The organism is Phormidium pseudopriestleyi FRX01, from assembly GCF_017313335.1.
Lineage (GTDB): Bacteria > Cyanobacteriota > Cyanobacteriia > Cyanobacteriales > Laspinemataceae > Laspinema > Laspinema pseudopriestleyi.
Genome location: NZ_JAFLQW010000516.1, coordinates 1 through 24,376 on the forward strand (window position 1 = coordinate 1; position 24,376 = coordinate 24,376).

A 24,376-nucleotide genomic window follows, 5' to 3' on the forward strand; every position below is an offset into this window, starting at 1 on the left:
AGTCTACAATTTTGGCTCTACCTTCCTTGATTAATATCCTCGCTTTTCGGGGGGTGGTCGGCATTAAGGCTCGACCGAGTTGATTGATGACGCAAACTTTGGGTTGATTCATGTAATTAAACTAGATAGAGTTCATCAGCTTTCGCTGTTGTTTTCTTCGCCAATGTTTACTCAGGTTTTAAAACTGCAACACTTCTTTTCTGCCAGAGAAGATGTTTAATTACAGTTCGCAGTGTCCAGAACTAGAAAACGGATTGTCAATCCTAAATTCTGAAGTGCCTATGTATTCTGAGGAAACGTAGTATCCCTGACATGACGGGATACTGAGGCGTCGGACGTACTTCTTGATTAATTAAGAAGCCCACACCATACTGTACTCAGTTGGTGTGTGGAGTCGTCACGGTCACCAAACCGTAGAGGCTGATGCAACCCATCCCTAGGTTCGTGAGTAGGGGTCATTCTGAATGTACACCACTCAACACGATCCCGAGGGGTTAGGGGTTAGGGATGATACATCACTCGCCTCATGAACCCTGGTAGATTTGCCCCTTGAGTTGCATCCTGATGGAAAAATTGTTGAGGGCGATCGCTCGTCGGATGGGTCGGAATTATTCGGAATAATGACGATATTCTACTGGCAACCGTCGGATCCTGCATGAGAAAATTCACTGATTCTGAATGGGGGTCCTTCGTTCCAGTTTCAGTCAGCGTTTCCTTGGACCGAAATTTCCCGTCTTAAACTGTCCCCGTTGGACGGATATTTTTGGCCCTAACAAACCCAGCTTCTAGTTCTCCCCGACACAATTGGTTTGGTGAATGCGGTGAAAGGTTAACGGAAGGTTGAGCCGATCGCGGCTAGATTGAGTCTTTGGAAATCACGGGTAATTCAATAATGAATTCACATCCCCCTTTGAGTAGATTTTCAAAAGTCAAGCGGCCATGATGTCGGTCTACGATAATTTTATAGGCGATCGATAAGCCTAATCCTTTGCCACTCCCCACAGGTTTGGTGGTAAAAAACGGATCGAAAATTTTGGTTTGATGTTGGGGGAGAATGCCACATCCGGTATCCAGAATCCGAATTTGCACCCACTCTCCCGTAGGGAGGTAACGGGTTTCACTGGGAAGGAGAGTATCCACGGGGAGATCAGCTTGAGCAATCACTGTAGTGGTGATGGTAATTTGCCGATCGCCCAAATGATTCAAGGGGAAATTCGCCCCATTTTCCCCCCGATCAGGCAGTCCAATGGCATCGATCGCATTGGAAAACAAATTCATAAACACCTGATTAAGTTGTCCCGGATAGCAACATAATCGGGGAATATTTTCATAGCATTTAATCACCTCGATATCATGGAGACGATGGGCCAATAAAATCAGGCTACTATCAATCCCTTCATGAAGATTAACCCATTTGAATTCAGCTTCATCTAATCGGGAAAAGTTGCGTAAAGTCAAAACAATTTCACGGACCCGTTCAGATCCTTCTTTCATGGAGTGAAGGATTTTTGTTAAATCGGTCTGAATAAAATTGATATCGATTTCCGCTTCAAATTCAGCAATGGATTGGGGAACGGGGTTCACATGTTCACGATAACGCTCTAGGAGTTCTATAATCTCGTGGCTGTAATTAGCAATGTGAGGAAGATTGCCATAAATGAAATTAATCGGATTATTAATTTCATGGGCAACACCGGCAACCAATTGACCTAAGCTAGACATTTTTTCGCTTTGAACCAGTTGGAATTGAGTGTCATGAAGGGAAGCAATTAATTCAGTTTTTTCATCCAGGGCTTTTTTAAGTTGTTTAGCTTGCGATCGCGCTTGACGAGCTTGGTCCTGAGTGCGTTGATATAACTGAGCCTGAGCAATCGCAATTCCTAGGTGTAAGGAAATCGATTCCATCGCTGAAACTTCATCTTCATGCCAATCGTAAGATTGGGGTTTGATTGCCGAAACATGACCTAATAAAGTTTCTCTGTGCCATATCGGAATACTTAATAAACTGCCAATTTGAAGTTGTTGAAACAGGAGATGATCTCGTTCTCCAAAATCTGAATTTTGAGTATTGGAGATAGCCGTAACTTCTTGGCCGAGTAAACTTTGAATCAACCCCGACTCAAACTGAAATAGCTTAATTTCTATTCCTACACCCAGAGGATGTTCATCCAGGGAACTCGATTGATTGGGACGACAGACTCGGTGAGTAATTCGCAGCGATCGACAGAGGTGGTGGATGCTTTCTATTAAAGAAGTCGGTGTGGAAAACAAGATTAAATCGGCTTGAGTGAGGGTTAACAACTCAGATAAGGCCGTCTCAATCGTGCGATCGAGATTTAAAGAGGTCCGAATTCGTCCGGCGATTCGGTTCAGAACTTGTTCCCGTTGGGCGTGTTTTTTGGCTTGGATATAATGCCTGACATTCCCTAGGGCAACTGCTGCCTGTTGTGCTACCATTTCAGCAAATTTCAGTTCGGACGGGTTCCACAAATGACAAACCCCGGTGTAACTCAGATAAACCGTGGCGATCGCTTCATTTTGGGAGAGGATTGGCACCATCAATGTAGACTGGAACCCGGAACAATGCAGCAGCAAGCGCTCTACCTCGGGCATCACTGCCGTTTCTGTATCCCCCACCACCCAAGGACTTTTCTGCGATCGCAAAGTATTCCACTCTTTCAATCCCTCCACTCGCAACGGGACTCTAATTTCCCGATGGCGCCGGGGTGACTCTGGGGATGCCTCCAAGGGATGATAAACCGCCATCTCCATCAAGGTTTGTTCCTGGAAATCATGGAGGATTAAACCCGCAGAGTCTGCCTCAAAGACATCACACATTTCCTGCACGATCGCCTCATAAATCTCCGTTTCATCCAAGGACCCATGAATTGCTTTGGCGATCGCATTTAAACGCTGTGGCGATAAAACTTGTTCTCCCTCCCCTGGGGGTTGTTCACGGCGATCGCGATTTTTTTCAGAGAGATTTCTATGCGCTTGTGGGGATTTCCCTGTTCCAGGAATTGCCGTTAAGGATTGAAAATTTTCGGCTTCACCGTGTTCCTCACCGGCTATATTTTTATTCACATAGACAGAGGTAGAAATCTCCTCCCAGGAGGATTGTCTTTTTTCACAACACAGTTGCTTGACTTTAGCAACTGTCCCTCGGTCAATGTGGCCTAAAAACTCCAAACAATCCAGCCAACCGGCAGTCCAGGCGGCATTTTCAGCCTCGTTACTCCCTAGGTGCAAGTGGGTTGGTCGCCCCAGGAGTTCGGCGATCGCCACTCGTCGTGATGTTCGGTTCGCAGAACCGACCTCATGGGGGTCAAACGGAAAAATATCTGCATTCATCAGAATTTTACCTCATGTTATCATTGATAATAATTATTTATGTTGTTCTGCTTTTTGTCCACTTTATATTTATTTTATATTTGAAACCCCTCATCAGGTTATGTTATAAGAAGAGAGGGTTCCCTTCGTGTCAAAACCAATCCGTTTCCAACCCTCTTTAAAGTGAATCCCTCGTGAACTCCTCTTTCACGTCCCCAACCCATCACCATACCCCTGCCTCTGAGCCATCCTCGGGAGGTGAATCTCGCTTTGCCATCCGGGCCGCCCAAGCCAAAGATCTCAGCAGCATCGCCGAAATTTTGGTCGATAGCTTTCATTCTCGCGAAGGACTCGGGGGCTGGCTGTATCCCATCTTGCGCCTCGGCATTTATGAAGATTTGCGAGTGCGACTGCGATCGAGCTCGTCCCATTGTATCTGCTTGGTAGCCGTCGTTCCCCAACCGGAATCGCCCTCCTGCTATGAATCCGCCCTGGACTCCCCATCGGGGAATTGCGTGATTGTTGGCACCGTAGAAATGGCCTTGCGCTGTATCAACCCTTGGACCTTGGGAATGACCCAGTATCCTTACTTGTCCAATTTAGCCATTGGTGACTCTTATCGCCGCCAGGGGGGAGCCCGTCAATTGCTGCAAGCTTGCGAAGGCATCGCCCTGGATTGGGGATTCCAGGACCTTTACCTGCACGTTCTCGAAAATAATCGACCGGCAAGACGACTTTATTACAAAGAAGGCTATCGAATTCACTCCATTGAGTCTGGGTGGGGTCCTTGGTGTTTCGGGCAACCCAAACGAATGCTTTTGCACAAGGCACTCCATCGCAATTGAGGTCAGGCGATCGCCTCATCTAAAAGGCCCGTTCAGAACCGGGAAGATCTAGCGGATTTCTTCACAAAATTTATACCGATTAGCAACCAATTTGGACGATGAAACCCGGATTCTTCTCCGACGGATTGAATACGTTACCAGCGTCCTAGCAACGACACTCCTTCTTTTTGACAAGCAGTGGGCAGAGTGTAATCCCCTAATTTTAAAATGAACTGACTATCCAAACTGACTCGGTTTATCTTCTTTTTACGGCGCTCCCCGGCCTGTTTTTGAAGAGGGAGACTGTTACTTTTAAAGGGGTAAAAATTTTTGAGAGACAGGTCAACCCGCCTTAAAATAGAAAAGCGAGTTTACCTGTCGAATCAGGGAATGATAAACAAGAGCAAAAATTTATTCCTTAAATTTGGGGACTTTTCTAACCCCATCTTGTAGTCAGGAGTTGCCCGGTTTAGATGTAGTGATTTTCGGCATGAGAAGGTAACCCTCAAATGACTCAACACAAACATGAGGACCGGAACCAAAATACAGAGGCCCAAGGATCTAATCCCTTGGGTCCCATTCCGTCTGAGTGTCCCGATCGCCCCACAGCTAAAGGCGAGACGGGCAATCCTTCTCGTGCCTTAATTAAATACGCTCATAGTGCTCAAATCTTGACTCAACTCAATAGCGGCCAGCTATTTGTCGTGGACAGTCGCCGTCGCTGTGGATTGATTGTCTACAAGCGCTTTCATGCGGAGTTCGTGGGTCCCGGGGCCGCCGTTGGAGGCATTTTTGATATTGAGTGTCAGCAAACGATTCCCGTGGGGGATCTGGTGTTGCTCTATCCAGAGAGTTACGAAGAACGGCAAAAGGCATTTGCAATTCGCCGCCATTGGATTCGATTAATGGAACAGCTAACGGTACAGCCGGTATCATTGCAGCGGACTCAAATGCTACTGACTCAGTTTCAGCATTATTTCGATCGCGAAACCGTGATCCGACTCCCCGATGAGGCGATCGCCCGATTAGTTGGGGTCCTCCCTCAAACGGTGCGAACCATCCGCCGCTTAGAACAAAAGTCCCCGGTTAAGGTAGCTGCACTTTAAGGCGTCGCGGAGGGTGATAAACCAGGTTTTATAGCGGTTCGGTGGACTCATTCGCGTACAGACATTTAAAGGAGTGCGAGCATCTTGCTCCCTATTATCAATAGCGAGCAAGATGCTCGCACTCCTAAGTTGTACGCGAATAACGGTGGTCACCGCTATATGACCAACTTTCTGCCAATCCCCAGCAAATTTAGGCCAAAAACCCAGTTTCTTGTTCCTGGAATCTGCGTTGTGGAGGGTCTAATCTCCAAAATTGAATTCCTGCAAACGGGATAAAGTGCGTTGATTTTCCTCCGGTGTACCGACGGTAATTCTTAAACCGCCCCCGGTGTGACGAATCAGAGTCCCTTGGGCCTTGAGTTCCTCGGTGATGCGAGTCAGCATTGGACCGATCGCCCCTTTGTCCTGGAGATTCGGGCGCAGGTAAATAAAGTTAGCTGCACTCGGCCATAGGCGAAATTTTTGCAAGGGTTGCAATCTTTCCAGGAGGCGATCGCGCTCGCTTAAAATTTCGGGAATGGCGCTATTGAGTTCATGACGATGGGCGATCGCCACCGATGCGGCAGTCTGGGAGAATGCTGGGAGGTTGTACGGCAGGCGGACTTTTTCTAGGGTCGCGGTGAGTTCCGGATGGGCGATCGCATATCCCACCCGCAAGGCCGCCAAACGAAAGGCTTTAGAAAAGGTCCGCATAATCACCCAATTCGGATGCTGGAGTAACTCACTCACCACACTCGTCTGACTAAATTCAAAATACGCCTCATCGATCACCACCAAAATATTCGGCGGCAAACTGCGAATCCAATTGAGTTCCGCAGGGCTTAAAGCATTAGCGGTGGGGGAGTTTGGATGGACGACAAAGACGACCCGAACCGGGGGATTTTGGGTATTGGCGATTGCCGCCTGTGCTGCTGGGATATCGATTTCAAAGTTCGTCTCGTTGCGTCCCACTTCCACTACGGGAATGCCCAGGGTTTGGGCTAAAATCCCATACATAGAAAACGTGGGATGGGCGACCAAAACCGACCCTTCACCCCCCAGACAAGTGGCAATCAGTAAAGAGCGAATCAGTTCGTCGGAACCATTGCCGAGGGAAATATGGGTCGCGGCGATGGGCGAACTTGCCAGTTGAGCTGATTCGTTCACATATTCGGCGATCGCTTGCTTTAAGGGGGCATGACTCCCATCGGGATAGCGATTCGTTTCAATCTCCTGTTGATAGGTCCATGCCAGCTTTTCTTTGAGGGCCGCAGGCAAGTCGTAGGGACTTTCATTGGTATCCACCCGATCAATTTGGGCAGGTTTCCCCCGAGGGGAATCGATAGTGCCCCCCGGGTGGGGAGTATAGGCAATTAGTTGAGCCAGATCTGAGCGAATAAAACTCAGCATAGAATTGTAGAACCATTACAAAGCCGCAATTGGGTGACAAGCACCACTGTCTTTAGTATCGGTCTTTGAGTCTACTTCGGGCAATAGGCTTTTTTGCATCAAGGGTATTTTGGGGTCAGGATGCGGCAGTTGAGGCGATCGCCCGCCTTGGGGAACTCCCCTCTAGGTTGTTGTACTATTTCATGACATCAATCGGTTGGGGCAAAGAGTATGGAATCATTCTGTCAGAGCCAACCCTTGCATAAATACTCTAGAATGTTAAGGAGATAGCAAAAGGCTATTCTCTGATTACCGAGGGTTGTGGATCCGGTTTATCCAACTGGGACTGCACTTAACCCTCATAAAGACAAAGCAGGCTTGAACAGACAACTTCGGAGGCAGCCCGGTTAACCCCCTGATTTTCCCTCCGTTAGTTATGTTATTGTAAACGTTGACAATTTCGACAAATGCAAGTACGCGAGACGGGGACTGATTGTGGAAAAAATTAAACTAGCGATCGTAGGCGTTGGCAACTGTGCTAGCTCATTGGTACAGGGAATTTACTTTTATAAAGATAAGACTTCTGAAGAAGCGATCGGGTTAATGCACTGGGATATTGGCGGGTATGAACCGAACGATATCGATGTGGTCGCCGCTTTCGATATCGACCGCCGAAAAGTCGGCCAAGATGTCTCTAAAGCTATCTTTGCTGAACCCAATTGTACGATGGTTTTCTGCGAAGATATTCCCGAAATTGGCACGAAAGTCAGCATGGGAAGAATCTTAGATGGGGTCTCCGAGCATTTAGTCAATTATGCAGACAAATATACCTTCATCCCGAGTGATGCCCCCGAACCAACCCGAGATGATGTCATTGCTATTTTAAAAGAATCCGGCACTCATGTTCTCGTGAATTATCTCCCTGTGGGGTCGGAAGAAGCGACGAGTTTTTATGCCGAATGCTGCCTAGAAGCTGGGGTGGCTTTTGTCAATTGCATTCCGGTCTTTATTGCTAGTAATCAGTTGTGGGCGGATAAATTTGAATCGCGCAATATTCCGATTGTAGGCGATGACATTAAATCCCAGCTTGGGGCGACGATTGTTCACCGGATGATTTCTGACCTGGCGAAAAAAAGAGGGGTCAAAATCGAACGGACCTATCAACTCAATACCGCCGGAAATACGGATTTCTTGAATATGTTAAATCGCACCCGCTTAAAGTCTAAAAAAGAATCGAAGACAGAAGCGGTCCAGTCAGTTTGTGAAACTAGATTGGACGATGAAAATATTCATGTGGGACCGAGTGATTACGTCCCTTGGCAAAAGGATAATAAAGTCTGTTTTATTCGGGTGGAAGGCAAACTCTTCGGAGATGTGCCGATGAACATTGAAATGCGGCTGTCCGTGGAGGATTCGCCGAACTCCGCCGGGGTGGCGATCGATGCGATTCGTTGCTGCAAATTGGCCCTCGATAGCGGTAAAGGAGGGGTGCTTTATTCTCCCTCTTCCTACTTCATGAAGCATCCTCCCAAGCAATATCCCGATGGCGATGCCTACCGGATGACCGAGGAATTTATTAACGGATTTAGAGAGTATTAATCAACTCCCCATCGCCTCATTCTTGACGAGTGGGGCGAGGATTTTTGGAAATTTGAGCCGGTTTAACCCCCTACTTTTGCCATCCCTGTCTCCCCCAATCTTGCCTAAATTATCGAATGTTTGATGTTTTTGTAATCGGTCATGTGACTCAGGACCGGATTAAAATTGATGGAAAAATTGTCCAAGAAATGGCGGGAGGGACGGCTATTTATACCGCGATCGCCTTAAAAACCTTGGGGTTAAATGTGGCAGTGTTAACGAAAACCTCTCGTCCAGACCGAAGTCATCTGTTAGAAGAATTAAAAACTCGGGGCATTGCGGTTTTTTGGATCGAAAGCCCCGAAACGACACAGTTTGAAAATAGTTATCAGCGCGATCGCCTCGATAGTCGCCAACAAAGAGTTCAGGCTATTGCTTCCCCCTTCACTCCCCAAGACTTAGGCCAAATTCAAGCCCGAATCTTCCATTTGGGCGCACTCACCAATCAGGATATGTCCCTGGAATTTCTGCAAGCCGTTTTTGCAACAAAAGCCTTAATTTCTTTAGATGGACAAGGCTTTTTACGGCAAGTCATTAATCAAAAAGTCCAGGCAACGGACTGGGCCGAAAAACGAGGAGGATTGGCAGGAGTAGATATTTTGAAAGTGGATATCCAAGAGGCCCAACTGCTATCAGGAAAAACCGCCATATCCCCCGGGGCGATCGCCCTGAATCAGTGGGGAGTTCGAGAAGTCTTAATCACCGCAGGGAGTCAAGGATCTTGGGTTTATCAATCCGGTACTCTGGAGCAAATTCCCGCCTTTGCACCCACTACCTCGGTCGATCCAACCGGCTGCGGAGATACCTACATCGCCGGTTATTTATATTCTCGATTAACCGGAGAACCCAGTCATCTTGCTGCCAGATTTGCTGCCCAAGTTGCCACCCGCAAACTGGAAAATTTCGGTCCCCTCCGGGAGTGGCAAACTCCTGAATCAATCCCGGGTTAAAAATATTTGGGGGATTAACAAACCGATAGATTAGCCCATCTGTCGGTTTTGTCAGACCCTTGAAACCCGACGGGTGGATTATTCCTCTACCGGATGCGTGACCCGATAAACATGGATAATCCGCTGTAAACTGGTCAATAAACTGGCGATCGCCAGGACCCACAACGCCACCGGCAACTGATCCACAATTAAACCCACCGCCATCACAATCACCCGAGGCAGTCGGGGAAACCACCCCACCTTGCACTCAATCTTCAATCCTTCTGCCCGAGCACGGGTATAACTGACCATTTGTGACCCCAGCAGGGCCAACAGACAAATCGGAATCGACGGATAGTCTTGACGGTGGATCAATAAAATTGTGATGCCAATTAAGATGGCCCCTTCAGAAAATCGGTCTAAAACGGAATCAAAAAACGCCCCAAACGCATTCTGTTGATTGAGTAATCGGGCAACGGTCCCATCGATCGCATCCAAAGGCATCGCGATCAATCCCATTAACAATCCCCCCCACAACGGTTGATTATTGGCAATTACCCCTGCCGCCACAATATTCAACAACAAGCTCAACAGTGTAATCGTATTGGCAGAAATGCCCAGTTTTGCAATCCCCTTGGCAATGGGTTCAACGAGAAATTTCGTGCGATCGCGCGCCCAAGTCTCCACAACTACTAACCCTTTAGACTGAATTTTGATTTAGCTATGTTAACCTTACCAACCCAATTCCGGCGAAAACGGGGACGGATATAAGGTTAAAACCCCCGCCGGTTGAGGCGTCAGTCATTTCCCCTAATCCCCACCCCCATCCAATCAAAACCGATCGCGTTTACCCTAGATGTTGACTCAACCCTCAAACCTGATCATGACTCAGACGAATCCGATCATTTCTGCCGAATGGCTATCCCAACACCTAGACGATCCGCAAATTGCGATCGCCGATTGTCGCTTTTCCCTCGCCGATCCTGAACTGGGACAACAACAGTATCTCCATCACCATATTCCCGGTGCTCACTATCTGCACCTCAATCGCGATTTATCTTCAATAGTCCAACGACATGGCGGACGACATCCCCTCCCCGATCCAGAACTATTCGCCCAAAAATTAGGGGCGATCGGGGTCACATCTCCAGAAGTCTTACTCGTGGTTTATGACGACTCCCGATTTGCCTTTGCCGCCAGACTCTGGTGGTTACTCCGCTATCTGGGACATGATCGCGTTGCCATTTTAGATGGCGGATTTAAAGGGTGGCAAGCTGGGGGATATCCCGTAACGGATGCGATTCCTCGGTCGAATTTGGGCACCTTTTCTCCTCAAATCCGCCCCGATCGCCTCGTGGATATCGAAACCGTCAAAACCCGGTCCCCATTGCCCTCCGTCGCCCTCATCGACTCCCGAGAACGCGATCGCTACCTCGGTAACCATGAACCCATCGACCCGATCGCCGGTCACATTCCCGGTGCACTCAACTATCCCTGGCAAGAAGTCACCGACGAGAATGCCCAAGTTAGACCCCACAGCGACCAAGTACAACGCTGGGCTGATATTGCCGGTTCCGAGGAAATTATCGTCTATTGCGGGTCCGGAGTCACTGCCTGCGTGAATCTCCTCTCCCTGGAAATGGCAGGAATTCCCAACGCCAAACTCTACGCCGGAAGTTGGAGTGATTGGTGTTCCTATCAGGTTGAGGACTAATACTAAATCCGGTTGTCAAAGACCTACTTTCCTCTCTAGCCCGCGTAGGGGTCTACGGGCTTTGTTAGTATAGCCCCACCCTTGAGGGTGCGGGTTTTTGCGTGAACTTGCACCAGTCCATGTCAAAATCAAGCTAAATTAGCCTCAAAACTGAACCGAATTATGACCATGATTCCTGCTTTAGACCGTGCCTTTCAACAAGGACGTGCCTTAAAAATTATCACCGGATTGACCAACTTTGACGCCGATCGCGTTGCCACCGTCGTTCGGGCCGCCGATCGCGGGGGTGCGACCTTCATCGATATTGCTGCCGATCCGGCTTTAGTCAAATTAGCCAAAAAGTTGACCAACTTACCAATTTGTGTGTCTGCTGTCGAACCGGAAAAATTTGTAGCCTGTGTAGAAGCCGGTGCAGATTTAATTGAAATTGGTAACTTTGATGCCTTCTATGCAATGGGTCGGCGCTTTGAAGCCGCTGAAGTGCTACAACTGACTCGCGAAACCCGCGCCTTACTGCCGAATATCGTCCTGTCTGTCACCGTTCCTCATATTTTGGAACTGGATCAGCAAGTGGATCTAGCTGAGGAATTGGTGAAAGCCGGTGCCGATATTATCCAAACTGAAGGCGGTACCAGCAGCAATCCCGTTCACCCCGGCATCTTAGGGGCGATCGAAAAAGCAGCACCTACTTTGGCTGCTGCCTCCGCCATTTCCCGGGCAGTTTCTGTGCCGGTTCTGTGCGCCTCGGGAATTTCTACGGTAACGGCACCGATGGCGATCGCCGCTGGTGCCGCTGGGGTAGGCGTCGGTTCGGCAATTAACCGCCTGGATAATGAACTCGCGGCGATCGCAGGAGTGAAGAGTCTAGTAGAAGCCTTATCCACGGTTAGCCGTTCCCCCATCCACGCCTAATCTTGGGGTGAGTCGGGCTGGTTGCAATCACTTGTGAAGAAACGACTGAAGTCGTTACTACGAACAGAAGAGATGTTTGTAGTAACGACTTTAGTCGTTTATCCCCATCAGAATCTAAAAAATAGCCACTACAGTGTGTTTCAGTTACAACTGAGTTAAAACCAAAGGTTAATCGGCTTGATCATGTCAAACAATTTATATTTAAAATCCTCCCCATGCTTACCCAGTCTTCTCCCACCCCAATGCCGCCACCCCAGAACCCGATGCCCTTGAGTCGCCCTCGATTCCAATCCCTGGGGAAATTTCGCCTTCGCACGGTTCTAGTGGTTCCATTTATTATTCCAGTCTTGATCTCAACTGGACTGGTGGGGTGGTTGTCCTTTCGTAGTGGACAGCGAACCGTGAATGAACTCGCCAGTCAACTGCGGGGGGAAATTGCACGGAGAGTGCGAGAAGAGGTGCAGCGTTATTTAGATCGACCCCATTTGGTGCATCATATTAACGCTCAAGTGTTTCGCCAAAATAGAATTGATTTAGAAGACCCGGATGTGCTGCTGGAGTATTTTTGGGAACAAAGTCGCGAGTTGTTGGACTTGGGGACGATCGCCTATGCCAATGAACGGGGGGAGGTTGTCGGAGTCAACCCCTTAGAACATTATCTGGTGTTGTCCCATGAGCGAACTGGGAGGAGTTTGCGGCGCTATGCTCCCAGGGATGACGGGACAAGGGGGGAATTGCTCCGGGAACGTCCTAACTATGATGCCCGAACTCGTGCTTGGTATCAACAGGCGGTGAAGGAGGGGAGGCCAATTTGGACAGACATTGAACCCAGTGCGATCGGGCAAAGGCTGGATATTTCTGCGGTGTATCCGGTTTATGACGGCGATCGCCGTTTCCTGGGGGTACTGTTATGTGATCTCCCCCTCTCGGGAATCAACCAGTTTTTAGAAACGCTCAAGATTGGCAAAACAGGCGAGGCCTTTATCCTCGAAAGCAATGGTTTACTCGTTGCCACATCCACGCAAAAAGCTACTTTGATTCCGGGACGCAATGGGGAGGAACCTCAACGTCTGCCTGCCACTGAGAGTCAAAATCCTCGCTTAAATGCAGCCCTCAATGCCTTAACCGTTCAGTTTGGGTCTTTGGAGAATATTAAGCAATCTCAGGGGGTGGAATTTTTCCGGGAAGGTGCAAGGCACTTTGTGGAAGTAATGCCGTTTCGGGACGATCGCGGAATTGATTGGTTGATTTTAGTGAGCATACCAGAAGCGGATTTCATGGAGGAAATTCATGAAAATACTCAGCAGACGGTGGTGCTTTGTTTGCTGGCCCTGATGGTCTCGATTTCCTGTGGGATGGCGATCGCTCAATGGATTTTACAGCCGATTCTCCGGGTGACGCAATCATCTGAACAAATCGCTAACGGCCAACTCGATCGCCATGTTTATGCCCGAGGCATTATTGAACTGGAAAAACTGGCGGACTCTTTTAACCAAATGGTTGATCAGCTAAAAGGCTCTTTTAGCTCTTTAGAGCAAGCAAACCAGGACCAGACCCATCACGAACAAGAATTGGCCGCTTCCAAAGAACAGCTTGAGGCCGTTTTAAATGCGGTTCCTGGTTCGATTTCTTGGATTAATTCCAGTGGAACTTATCTCGGGGTGAATCGTTATCTGGCCGATAGCTTGAATTTAGACCCGGAAGACATGGTGGGCCAAAAAATTGGGTTCTCCCAAAATAGTCATGAGTATGCTGACTTTATGCAGCAGTTTCTCAACAGTTCTGCTCTCTGTGCATCTCAGGAAATTCGCATTTTGGTTCAGGGTAAACCCCGGTATTACTTAATGGTGGTGCAGAAATATCAGCAAGGGACGGCGACTGTATCCGTTGGGATTGATATTAGTGAATGGCGCTATGCTCAACAAGAGAGCGAGAAGCTCAAAGGGGAAAATATCCGGATGAGTGCTGAACTGGAAGTCACTCAACAACTGCAAAAAATGCTGTTACCCAAACCCGAGGAATTAACCGCCATTGACGGGTTGGAAATTGCGGCTTTTATGGAAAATGCCGAGGAAGTGGGGGGAGACTATTACGATGTTCTGAATTATAATGGGGTGGGGACGATCGCGATCGGGGATGTTACGGGACATGGACTCGAAAGCGGCATCCTCATGGTCATGACTCAAACCGCAGTTCGCACCCTTAAAGAGAGTGGCGAAACCGATCCGGTGAGGTTTTTAGACATCCTCAACCGCACGATTTATCAAAATGTACAACGCATGAATACGGATAAAAATCTCACTTTAGCCCTCTTAAACTATCATCAGGGCCAAGTGAGGATTAGCGGCCAACATGAGGAAATTCTGGTGGTCCGTGCGGATGGTCACATCGAGCAGGTGGATACAATGGATTTAGGGCTACCCATTGGGTTAGATGAAGACATTACGGAGTTTATTGCTCAGATTTGTGTGGAACTTAAGTCCGGAGATGGCATTGTTGTTTATACCGATGGAATTACTGAAGCTAAAAATAAACAAAAGCAACGATATGGAGTGAATCAATTGTGTGACATCATCAGTCAGCATTGGCACCAATCTGTAGAGGAAATTCAACAGGCGGCGATCGCTGATGTCCGAAAGTACATCGACGGACAAAAAATGCTGGATGATATGACTTTGGTCGTTATTAAACAAAAGTAGCTTATAAAGGAGTTCAGACGGTTATGAGTGAAATATTCGGAGACTTTCTTCACGATTTACCTCCCGGGCATGATTATTTAGATATTGGCTTTTCCGCTAACTCTCGCCCGATTAAAACCCGTTGGCGGAATAATTTATTATCGGCTCATTTTATTGCGGAGTATCTAGCTACCTTTTTGCCCATTGATGATGATGAAATTAATGCTAAACGCCGCGAACAAGACTACAAGGGTTCCGTCAGTTATATCGCCAATGAACTGTTAGAAAACACGATGAAATTTCATAGTTCCACGGATGAATATCCAGTGAGATTCGGGATTCATTTCCTCGAAAATCCGGAAAATAAAATTGTTTTAATGTCAAGAAACACCGTCACACTAGAAGCAGGCGATCGCTTTAAAACCTTTATTGATGAACTGCTTTCCTCGGACCCGCTAGAGTTATATCTGAAACATCTGGAAGAGAATGCGGAAGATGAAAACAGTCAAAATTCCGGGTTGGGATTTCTAACCATGATTACTGACTACTCGGCCAAGTTAGGTTGGAAATTTGACCCCATCCCCAATCATCCCAATCTCATGCTGGCAACGACCTTAGTTCAACTTGTTTTATAACTTTAGGGATGGATTTTAACCAGAATGAGTCCCGTTCAGGTAAAATTTAACCAGAGCACCTGCTCCGGAGGCAAGAGAAGATGAATTTTCAAGAAATTAAAGGTGAAGACTATAGTGTACAGTATGTTCCGGAATCGGAAACGGTTAAAATTCAAGGGGAACTCAGTCTTACGGGGTCAGCAGATTATGCGCCGATCGCCCAGTTACTGAACGAGATTGCTGAACTGAATCCCCCCACGATTACCCTAGACCTTAAAAAGCTGGAGTTTCTGAATAGTTCGGGGATTAGTATGCTTTCTAAGTTTGCGATCGCTATGCGAAAAAAGAAAACAATTCAACTGGCCGTAATCGGTTCTGATGAAATTGCGTGGCAACGCAAGTCACTACAAAATCTCCTCAAACTTTGTCCCAACTTACAGTTAACTCTAGAATAACCGCTATTTTTCGGAAAAAATACCCTCAGCCTTGATGTCGAAAAATTCAATGAACAAAACCTACAACAGCGGGTTTTGTTCATTGCATAATTCCAAGGATTCAGATGCACCCGACTTGATGGCAACTCACCCCCTTATTTAGTTTTCGCTTCTAAATGTTCCAACCGACTGCGGAGTTCCTGGTTTTCTTTCTTAATTTGGTCAAATTCTTGGCGTAATTGCTTCACCGCTTTATCGGACCCAATATTTTTCTCAACCTTAGAAACCGCTTCTTCCGCAACGCGACGAACTCGGCCATCGGGAGTGGCATCGGCTAAACTTTGTAAAATCCCGATCGCCTTGGGTGTCTCCATTTGTCCCAATGCCGATGCTACCGCAACTTGAGTTAGGAAAAAGGTTTCCGCAGATAAGTCCGAGAGACGGTCCAAAATGCGCTCTAAATTGCCCGGGGTTTGACCCGTAGAAATGCCACCAAGGGCGCGAATTGCCGCTAATCGCAAGGGTTGGGGGACACCATTAGCGGTATAGTTCAAAATAATATTGAGGGCATCTTCCGAAGTTTTGAGCTTGCTTAAGCCGGAAATTGCCCCACTGCGAACCACTTCATTCCATCCGGCGCGTTCATTCAACACCTGTTGTAACCGGGCGATCGCATCCCCTTCATCCAGCGGTTCGTTCCGTTTTCCGGCACAGATTGAGGCGACTGCTCTTGCCGCTGCCGCTTCCACATTATAACTCACATCTCCCCGTTCCAACACTAGGGCGATCGCCTGATAGCTTTCCGGAGTTTTATGATGCGCCAATGTCTCCACCACCGCATATCGCACCCGCGCATCTTCATCCTCTAACCCACCGATTAACTGTTCAAATCCTTGGTCCAGTTTAATCTTTCCAAGTTGTTTCGCCACCTCTAAACGCACCCCCCAAAACTGTTCGGTTTTTAAAGCAGAACCAAGGGCTTTAACCGCTTCTAATCCGCCTTTTTTCGCTAAAGCAACAGCCGCATAAATCCGCGACACCGGGTCTGAGTCGCCCTGTAACTGCGCTTTCAATTCAGCAACGGGATATTCTAACTGCACCGTTTTGAGGGTAGCATTGCCCACATCAAAGCTAATATAACTCGGCTTCTCCTCCAGGGGAAAGTAAAAACTCTGTTCCCGCTGATTCACTCGCACCGTAAAGGTTTTCAGAGGTTCGCCACTTTTGTATCCAAATCCAATAGGAATTTTTAGGTCAAATAACTCCTTCTCATTCCCTTTTTCTCCGGTAGTTTTGACATGACTTTGAGTGACGGTGACTTTCGCCAGTTTGCTGTCTCCATCCCAGTTATAGGAAACTTTATAATCGGGATGACCACCACGATACACATATTGGTCAAACAAAAACATCAAATTTCGACCCGTGGCCTTTTCAATGGCCCGCAACAAGTCCACCGTTTCTACAGTTTGATGGGCGTTATCATTAACAAAGGTATGAATCGCTTTAAAGAACAGTTCATCCCCTAACTCAGTGCGAATCATGTGATAAACACAAGCGCCTTTTTCATACAAGTGACGATCATAGAGTTCGATCGCCTCCCGATAAACATGAGTGACAATCGGTCGCCGATAGCGGGTTTTATCTTCATTCAAATAACTCCGCGCTTCATTCAGCAAATAATAAGCCGCATCTTCTGGACCATATTCTTCATGAGTCCATAAAACCTCAGCATAAGAGGCCATCCCTTCTTTAATCCAGGCATGAGACCAATGTTTAATCACCACTAAATCCCCAAACCACTGGTGGGCGAGTTCATGGGCGACTAAACTTTCGGTGCGTTGGTTATCCAGTTGGGCGCGTTCATCCAACAGACAGCGATCGGTCAGCAGGGTGGTTGAAGTATTTTCCATCCCTCCGAAGATAAAATCTTCCACGCAAACTTGAGCGTATTTGGGATAAGGATAAGCATAGCCAAAAGCCTGACTAAAATACTCCATCATGCGCGGCGTTTTGCCCATACTGCGACGGGCATCTTCTTCGCGACCTTTGGCTACATAATAAACCACAGGTTTGCCGTTCCATTCGTCGCAAATTTCAGCAAAATCCCCCACAGCTAAGGTCATTAAATAGGTGGGATGAACCTGTTTTTGGAACCAATGATAAATTTTATCGCTGCCTTCTTCTTCGGTGGAAATCAGTTCCCCATTAGAAATCGCCAAGTAGGGTTTGGGAACCCGAATTCGCATTTCTGAGGTGGCGAGTTGTCCAGGGTAGTCAAAGCAGGGAAACCAGAAGCGGGAATCTTCATCTTCCCCTTGGGTCCAAACTTGGACGGATTTATTGGGATAATGGGCATCTGGGGCGATAAAATAAATGCCACGCTGGGGCTGTTCAACGCCGTAGGTGACGATTAGAGTGAGGGGGTTTTCTGCTTGCGTGGGTTGGGTGAGGTGAATTTCTAACCGTTCGCCGTCATAATCAAAGGGTTGGGGAATATTGCTGACGGTGACTTCCTGAATATTTAGGTTTACGGCATCTAAAGTCAGGCAGTCAATGCCAGTTCTCACGGGCATCAGTCGAATGCTGCAAGTCCCTTGATAACTTTGATGGGCCAGGTCAAGGACCAAATCTAAACCGATATGTTCGACTTGTCCAGGGCGATCGGGGTTGTAATGGGGTTTGGCCCCCGGTAGTTCAAAGGTTTTATGACCGTTGTTTTCTGTATCAAAATAAGAGTATTGGTTTGACATGGTGATGAATCTATCTTTAAGACTGAATTTCAGCAATTGAGCTAATGAACGCTATTTTATACAGGGTAACGTTTTGCCGTGATAATCACCACCCTGGATAGATGGCAGCAGGGGTAACCTGGGCATGGTCTCGACTGGGGGGAGGGCGGTTTTTTGCGCCGATGGTGGTGGGTTGTGGATATCTTTCTGATGGGGTTAAGAATTGGGAATGAGCTATGGGATAAGGGATTCAGAGTTTAACGATAACACAGACTGGGTGTTGGGCATTGATGGCGGAGGGACGAAGACGGTTTGCTTGGTGATGGATGAAACGGGGACGATCGCCGGACGGGGTGAGGCAGGGCCGTCGAATTATCAAACGATTGGGTTGGCGGCAGCAGCAGAGTCAATCTCACAGGCGATCGCAAGCGCTGTGAATGCTCTCCCTGGGGTGGCGATCGCTGGAATTGGCGTGGGATTGGCCGGGGTGGGACGTTCGGAAGATGTCCAGGTTGTGCAAGGATTGGTGGCGGGTTTGTCCCAGGAGAGTCCCCTGCCGATTCGCTGGAATCTGCGTTCTGAGGGGGTGGTGGTGACTCATGACTGCGCGATCGCCTTGGTGGGAGGGACGGGATCGGCCTCTGGGGTGGCGATCGTCGCCGGTACGGGTTCGATCGCCTATGGTTGCAACTCTCAGGGAGAGAGTAAACGCGCCGGGGGTTGGGGGTATCGATTTGGGGATGAAGGCAGTGGATATCAGATTGCAGTCGCCGGGTTGCGTGCGGCGGCGCGATCGCATGATGGCCGAGGACCCAAGACCTTACTCACGGATTCTTTATTAGATTACCTTAATCTGAACGAGTTAGAAGACCTAATCGAAGTCATCTATCGCCGGGGATGGGGTGTGACCGAAATTGCGGCATTATCTCCCCTGATTGATCGCGCTGCTGCCGCAGGGGATGCGATCGCTACTCAGATTCTGGAGGATGCGGCAGCAGAGTTAGTCCTGACGACTCAAACCGTTGCCTCGGCCCTCTTTAAGCCGGATCAGGCATTTGAGGTAGTCACCATTGGCGGAGTCTGGCGCAGTGTCTGCCATTTGGGCGATCGATTCCGTGAGTCCCTTCGCACCCAATTTCCTCGGGTTCAAGTCATCTCCCCCCGCCATGAACCCGCCTATGGTGCCGGTTTGTTGGCCCTGGAACGTCTCGGCAAGGGGGTACTGTCCCCCTGACAAGGGTAAATTTTTTACTTCCGGTCCCCGGACCTTGCCAAGGTCCGGGAACCGTCGCTGAAGTTAATAGTAAGGCGAATCACCATAAACGTAAAAACCCGACTCTTGTAAGTCCGGTCCCCCTGACAAGGATAAGTTTTTTATAGCCCGTCTTGTCTGAGGTACAGATGCTATTAATTATTAAGACAAGCGAGCAAGATGCTCGCTTGTCTGTGGAGCGAGCAAGATGCTCGCACTCCAAAAAAATGTATGCGAATAACAATGGGAATTGCTATAGCAATCCTAAATGATTTATGACATATATAGCTCCCCTCTCCCCCTTTGGGCCGCCGACGAGAAAGGGGTGAGGGCATTCCACAACTGATTTAGACTGGCTATAACAGTTAAACTACGTTTCCCAATCTGGAGTGGGTTTAATATGAACCTAGAACGAGATTCTAAAGCGGTGTATCGACAGATTCGGAATTATCTCGTGGGTCGCTTCCTCGGTGCAACTCGGGATGAAACCTTGCTGCAAGAAACGATAAAATGCTTATTTTGTAAGCTGTATTTTGAGGAAAATCCGTCTTTATTTGACCCGAGTTATGACCCAACAAGTGTAGAGGCGATCGCCCATCGATATCATCAGTCTTTTGAGCAACTGCGGCGGCTTTTGCCGACCCTCTTTCCCCCAGAGCAACGCTTGCTTCTCGACTCACAAAGTCTGGCTCAAATTGATACTCTACTGAATACTGCTGACTTGGACACCCCAGTTCATGACCCCTTTGGAGATATTTATGAAGTGTTTATGGGGTCGCAGGTTCGGGGACAGGAGGGGCAGTTTTTTACGCCGCTGAATGCGATCGGCTTACTGGTGGCCTTAGTCAATCCCCTTCCCGGAGAAATGCTCATTGACCCAGCTTGTGGCGCTGGTGGATTTTTAAGTGTGGCCGTTCAGCATTTAAAAGCATCTGGAGCCTCTTTTCAACAAATTCTCTCTACAGTTTTTGGGCTGGATAAAGACCACTATCTCGCCGGATTAGCAGCGACCCGTTTATCTCTTTTGATACTCCAATCAGCTCAGGTCTTTTGTGCGGATTCCCTCGCTTGGCAACTGGAAGCTCTTGCCCCAAGTTTTTCTAACAATCCTGATAAAAATCCATCAAATTCCCAACCTTTCCCCTTCCCAACTCAGGTCGGTGAATTTGATATTGTCCTGACGAATCCTCCCTTTGGGAGCCGCATTGTTGCCGCATCTCCCCAGGTCCAGGCCACCTTTGAACTGGGATATCAATGGCGGTTAGAAAAAAATAGTCAAGCTTTTGAAAAACTACCTAAATTGCAATCTTCCGTTCCGCCCCAGGTCTTATTTATGGAACGATGTTTATCCCTAGTTCGGCCCGGAGGTCGGATTGGAATGGTCGTTCCCGAAAGTTTGATTTCTAGCAAAACCTATCGTTATGTGGTGGATTATATCCATGCAAAATCTATCATTAAAGCCGTGATTGGAATGCCCGATGTGTTATTTAAAATATCGGGAAAAGGTGGAACTCATACCAAAACTTGTCTACTTTTATTACAAAAAAAATCTGGGAAAACAGCAGAGGACGAAAGCAATCAATCTATTTTTATGGCAGAGGCTCAATGGTGTGGACGGAATAGCCGGGGTCAACCCATTGACCGAGATGATTTACCGGAAATTGCTGCCCGCTACCGAGACTATGAACAAGGTCTTTTAACGAAACCGAATCAGTTAGGGTATTGGATGACCTGCGATCGCATTCAAAATGGCATTTTAGCCCCGCATTATTACAACCCTGCTGCAATTTCAGAATTATTTTACCTCCAAGACAGTCATGACTTGATTTCTATGGGAGAGTTGATATCCGCCGGGATGATCGAGGTCAGCAGTGGCGATGAAGTGGGAAAATTAGCCTACGGAACGGGCAATATTCCCTTTGTGCGTACTTCGGATATTTCTAATTGGGAAATTAAGGCCGACCCCAAACATTCGGTGAGTGAAGCAATTTATCAATCCTTGGCCGAAAAACAGGACATCCGGGAAAGGGATATTTTGATGGTACGCGATGGCACTTATTTAATTGGAACTTGTGCGTTGATTACCGCCGATGATACGCGCATTCTTTATCAAAGTCATTTCTATAAATTGCGCGTTCGGGAAACCTGTCCGTTATGTTGTTATTTGTTGTTAGCAGCCCTAAGTTCGGGACCTGTGCAAAAACAAATCTTGGCAAAGCGTTTAACCCAGGATATTATTGATTCTCTGGGGAATCGAATTCAAGAGTTGATTTTACCGATTCCCAAGGATAAAAGACATCGGGAGAAGATCTCGCAGATGGTTAAGCAGACGATTCAACACCGAATAGAAGCTAAAAAATTGGCCCGCCAAGCTTGTTTAGAATTAGTGGCAGGATCTAACCCGGACTTATGGAAGAAATGATGCCATTGACTCCTCAAGAGACCTCCGATGGGTCTTTTACGTTTTATTCACCGGAATTTGGCGAACTGTTTCACTCGTACCACGGGGCGCGCCAAGAGGCGCGGTGTAAATTTGTAGAACCGACGGAGTTAGCCGAAAAAGCCAAAAAGCCAGTGGTGCGGTTGCTTGACTTGTGTTATGGATTGGGGTATAATACTGCATCAGCATTAGAGACGATTTGGTCAATTAATCCAGCTTGTGTGGTGGAGTGGGTTGGGTTGGAATTGGATAGCTCTATTCCCCAAGCGGCGATCGCGATCGGGTTACTTAAAAGTTGGCACTCGCCTATTCCCGAACTTCTAGCCGCACTGGTTAGCCCAAAGGCAGACGGTGAATCTATGGTGTCGAGGACTTTGACGGCCCCTCAGTTCCAAGGGACCTTATGGCTAGGAGATGCCCGAAACACCATTCAACAGGTGGTGAATCAAGGGTTTGAAGCCGATGCCATATTTTTAGACCCTTTTTCCCCTCCGAATTGTCCGCAACTGTGGACAGTTGAGTTTTTAGGGTGGGTGGCGCGCTGTTTGAGTCCGACGGGAAGATTGGCGACTTATTCTTGTTCAGCCTCGGCGAGAACGGCTTTAATGACGGCAGGATTAAAAATTGGGGCCACTGCGCCGGTGGGCCGGCGATCGCCAGGAACTGTGGCGAGTTTTTGCGATCGCGATTTACCTCCTCTTTCCCCCCAAGAACAGGAACATCTCCAAACTCGGGCGGCAACTCCCTACCGTGACCCCAACCTGTCGGATTCAGCGGAGGAAATTCGGCAACGGCGTCAACAGGAACAAAACTTATCCCAGTTAGAACCCACCTCTAGTTGGAAAAAAAGATGGACCAGGATTGCAGGAAAATAGCCCGGGATCAGCAATTTTGGAGGCGATCGCTTTATTTAAAAGGGCAGATAGTCAGCCGATTAGGGAGCCCCGACCCAGATCAACCTGATCGGCCCGCTATAATCGAAAGGGCGATGAAGGTAAAATCTCATCAAGCTCAATCCCAGAAACTTTACATTTTTTAAAAAAGATGGGCCAGACCGGAAAAACTCCGGCATCCTTTATAAAGTCTCTGTAAAACAGCAGATTTTTTAAACAAACGCGGTCCAAATAATGTAAAGATAGTCAGAGATAGTACCAAAAGCGATTAATTTACTAAGTCGCTTGACGCAGAACTAGCTAATAGAAATACTCAGAGCAAGGTGTTTGTCTGTGAACTTCCTTGATGCAGAACAGTCCAAAATTCTCGTCGTAGATGATCATCCAGCCAGCCGGATGACGGCAGTGGCTCTTTTGTCCGTAGAAGGGTATGAAATTCTGGAAGCAGACAGTGGCCCTAGTGCCCTGGCTTGCGTGAAGGAAACCCAGCCCGATTTAATTCTGCTGGACGTGATGATGCCTGGAATGGATGGATTTGAGGTGTGCCGCCATCTGAAACAAGATGAGCAAACCCGCCTGATTCCCATCATTTTCGTAACCGCACTCAACGATCGCCGATCGCGGATCCGGGGGATTGAAGCTGGAGGTGATGACTTCCTGACTAAACCCTTCGATCATCTAGAACTAGCCGCCCGAGTGAAATCCCTGGTCCGCCAAAAACGGCTCAATGAGGACCTCGACCATGCGGAACAAGTCCTCTTTTCCATTGCCGGGACGGTGGAAAGCCGAGACCCCAATACCGGGGATCACTGCGAACGCTTAGTCTCTCGCGGACAAGCGTTTGGCGAGTTTCTCCATCTTTCCCGCAATGAAATTCGCAATTTAATGTGGGGGGGATACCTCCATGACATCGGCAAAGTGGGGATTCCCGATGCGGTGTTACTCAAAACCGGGAAACTCACCGCCCAAGAGTGGGAAATCATGAAACAGCACGTGGTGATTGGGGAGAAAATTTGTCTACCCCTGCGAACTATGCGCGGCGTCCGTCCTCTGATTCGCCATCATCACGAACGATGGGATGGGACGGGATATCCTGATGGGTTGGTGGGGGATGAAATTCCCTCCATCGCCCAAGTGTTTCAAGTGGTGGACATTTATGATGCCCTCACCAGCGAACGGCCCTATAAACAGGCGTTTACCTCTGACAAGGCCCTGGAAATTATTGCCGAAGAAACGGCGAAGGGATGGCGTAACCCGAAACTGGTGGAAAAATTTACGGCTTTTATTCGGATCACGGAGATGGAAGAACCGGCAAGGGCTGTCAATCGCATCTCCCTGTTGGAATCAGAGGAACCCGCTGAGATCGCCGGAAGTTGGCGGATTGCCAATGGCTAGGCCCCGGATTTCCCCGGGGCGATCGCCCAACAACTGCGGCGATCGTCCGGTCATTGTGGATCAGCTTGCTTCAAGAGAGCGGAAACCGCGCTATACTCCGTTGAGATTAACGGGCTGAAA

Annotated in this window: 19 protein-coding genes; 14 read left to right on the plus strand and 5 right to left on the minus strand. The window is 48.1% G+C overall.

Features of this window, described 5'->3' with window-relative positions:
• Together J0895_RS27040 and J0895_RS19540 are read right to left on the minus strand one after the other, a co-directional pair.
• Nucleotides 1–112: RRXRR domain-containing protein (locus tag J0895_RS27040; RefSeq protein ID WP_207089702.1), on the minus strand; the 112-nt coding region annotated here is incomplete at its 3' end.
• A gap of 743 nt (nt 113–855) precedes the next feature.
• Nucleotides 856–3,351, minus strand: coding sequence for a GAF domain-containing sensor histidine kinase (locus J0895_RS19540; protein ID WP_207089674.1), 2,496 nt, complete (start codon nt 3,349–3,351; stop codon nt 856–858).
• A gap of 173 nt (nt 3,352–3,524) precedes the next feature.
• Here J0895_RS19540 and J0895_RS26845 point away from each other — a divergent pair, with 173 nt between their 5' ends.
• Both J0895_RS26845 and J0895_RS19550 read left to right on the plus strand, forming a co-directional pair.
• A complete protein-coding gene (locus tag J0895_RS26845; protein ID WP_207089675.1) occupies nt 3,525–4,175 on the plus strand; it encodes a GNAT family N-acetyltransferase in 651 nt (216 codons plus the stop codon).
• 488 nt (nt 4,176–4,663) lie between these two features.
• Complete coding sequence (locus J0895_RS19550) at nt 4,664–5,260, plus strand: cyclic nucleotide-binding domain-containing protein (protein ID WP_207089676.1); 597 nt, start codon at nt 4,664–4,666, stop codon at nt 5,258–5,260.
• A gap of 240 nt (nt 5,261–5,500) precedes the next feature.
• Here J0895_RS19550 and J0895_RS19555 read toward each other — a convergent pair whose 3' ends face one another.
• Nucleotides 5,501–6,649: a histidinol-phosphate transaminase gene (locus tag J0895_RS19555; protein WP_207089677.1), complete on the minus strand. Its 1,149-nt coding sequence runs from the start codon at nt 6,647–6,649 to the stop codon at nt 5,501–5,503.
• 474 nt (nt 6,650–7,123) lie between these two features.
• On the opposite strand from J0895_RS19555, the gene J0895_RS19560 reads away from it, so the two are divergent.
• Nucleotides 7,124–8,227 (plus strand): inositol-3-phosphate synthase, encoded by a 1,104-nt coding sequence (locus J0895_RS19560; RefSeq protein WP_207089678.1) that lies wholly within the window; start codon nt 7,124–7,126, stop codon nt 8,225–8,227.
• A 116-nt stretch (nt 8,228–8,343) separates the two neighbouring features.
• Nucleotides 8,344–9,216: a PfkB family carbohydrate kinase gene (locus J0895_RS19565; protein WP_207089679.1), complete on the plus strand. Its 873-nt coding sequence runs from the start codon at nt 8,344–8,346 to the stop codon at nt 9,214–9,216.
• A 78-nt stretch (nt 9,217–9,294) separates the two neighbouring features.
• On the opposite strand, the gene J0895_RS19570 is transcribed toward J0895_RS19565, so the two are convergent.
• Nucleotides 9,295–9,882, minus strand: coding sequence for a CDP-alcohol phosphatidyltransferase family protein (locus J0895_RS19570; protein WP_207089680.1), 588 nt, complete (start codon nt 9,880–9,882; stop codon nt 9,295–9,297).
• Between the two features lie 196 nt (nt 9,883–10,078).
• Between J0895_RS19570 and J0895_RS19575 the strand changes: the two genes are divergently transcribed.
• From J0895_RS19575 to J0895_RS19595, 5 genes are all read left to right on the plus strand, one after another.
• Nucleotides 10,079–10,909: a sulfurtransferase gene (locus J0895_RS19575; RefSeq protein ID WP_207089681.1), complete on the plus strand. Its 831-nt coding sequence runs from the start codon at nt 10,079–10,081 to the stop codon at nt 10,907–10,909.
• 162 nt (nt 10,910–11,071) lie between these two features.
• The gene (locus tag J0895_RS19580; protein WP_207089682.1) at nt 11,072–11,821 is read left to right on the plus strand and encodes a DUF561 domain-containing protein; all 750 of its coding nucleotides are present in this window, start codon (nt 11,072–11,074) and stop codon (nt 11,819–11,821) included.
• 215 nt (nt 11,822–12,036) lie between these two features.
• Nucleotides 12,037–14,520 (plus strand): SpoIIE family protein phosphatase, encoded by a 2,484-nt coding sequence (locus J0895_RS19585; RefSeq protein WP_207089683.1) that lies wholly within the window; start codon nt 12,037–12,039, stop codon nt 14,518–14,520.
• A gap of 23 nt (nt 14,521–14,543) precedes the next feature.
• Nucleotides 14,544–15,134: a slr1658 family protein gene (locus J0895_RS19590; RefSeq protein WP_207089684.1), complete on the plus strand. Its 591-nt coding sequence runs from the start codon at nt 14,544–14,546 to the stop codon at nt 15,132–15,134.
• An 80-nt stretch (nt 15,135–15,214) separates the two neighbouring features.
• A complete protein-coding gene (locus J0895_RS19595; protein WP_207089685.1) occupies nt 15,215–15,568 on the plus strand; it encodes a slr1659 superfamily regulator in 354 nt (117 codons plus the stop codon).
• 134 nt (nt 15,569–15,702) lie between these two features.
• Here J0895_RS19595 and J0895_RS19600 read toward each other — a convergent pair whose 3' ends face one another.
• On the minus strand, nt 15,703–18,297 hold the full coding sequence (locus J0895_RS19600; RefSeq protein ID WP_207089686.1) for a M1 family metallopeptidase: 2,595 nt from the start codon (nt 18,295–18,297) through the stop codon (nt 15,703–15,705).
• A gap of 208 nt (nt 18,298–18,505) precedes the next feature.
• Between J0895_RS19600 and J0895_RS19605 the strand changes: the two genes are divergently transcribed.
• From J0895_RS19605 to J0895_RS26515, 5 genes are all read left to right on the plus strand, one after another.
• Entirely contained in the window at nt 18,506–19,510 is a 1,005-nt protein-coding gene (locus tag J0895_RS19605) for an N-acetylglucosamine kinase (protein ID WP_207089687.1), read from the plus strand.
• Between the two features lie 418 nt (nt 19,511–19,928).
• A complete protein-coding gene (locus J0895_RS19610) occupies nt 19,929–21,950 on the plus strand; it encodes an N-6 DNA methylase (protein ID WP_207089688.1) in 2,022 nt (673 codons plus the stop codon).
• On the plus strand, nt 21,938–22,843 hold the full coding sequence (locus J0895_RS19615; protein WP_207089689.1) for a tRNA (5-methylaminomethyl-2-thiouridine)(34)-methyltransferase MnmD: 906 nt from the start codon (nt 21,938–21,940) through the stop codon (nt 22,841–22,843). Before J0895_RS19610 ends, J0895_RS19615 begins: the two co-directional genes overlap by 13 nt.
• A gap of 351 nt (nt 22,844–23,194) precedes the next feature.
• Nucleotides 23,195–24,256: a response regulator gene (locus tag J0895_RS19620; protein ID WP_207089690.1), complete on the plus strand. Its 1,062-nt coding sequence runs from the start codon at nt 23,195–23,197 to the stop codon at nt 24,254–24,256.
• Entirely contained in the window at nt 24,249–24,374 is a 126-nt protein-coding gene (locus tag J0895_RS26515; RefSeq protein WP_277989871.1) for a hypothetical protein, read from the plus strand. Before J0895_RS19620 ends, J0895_RS26515 begins: the two co-directional genes overlap by 8 nt.
• The last annotated feature ends 2 nt before the right edge of the window (nt 24,375–24,376 follow it).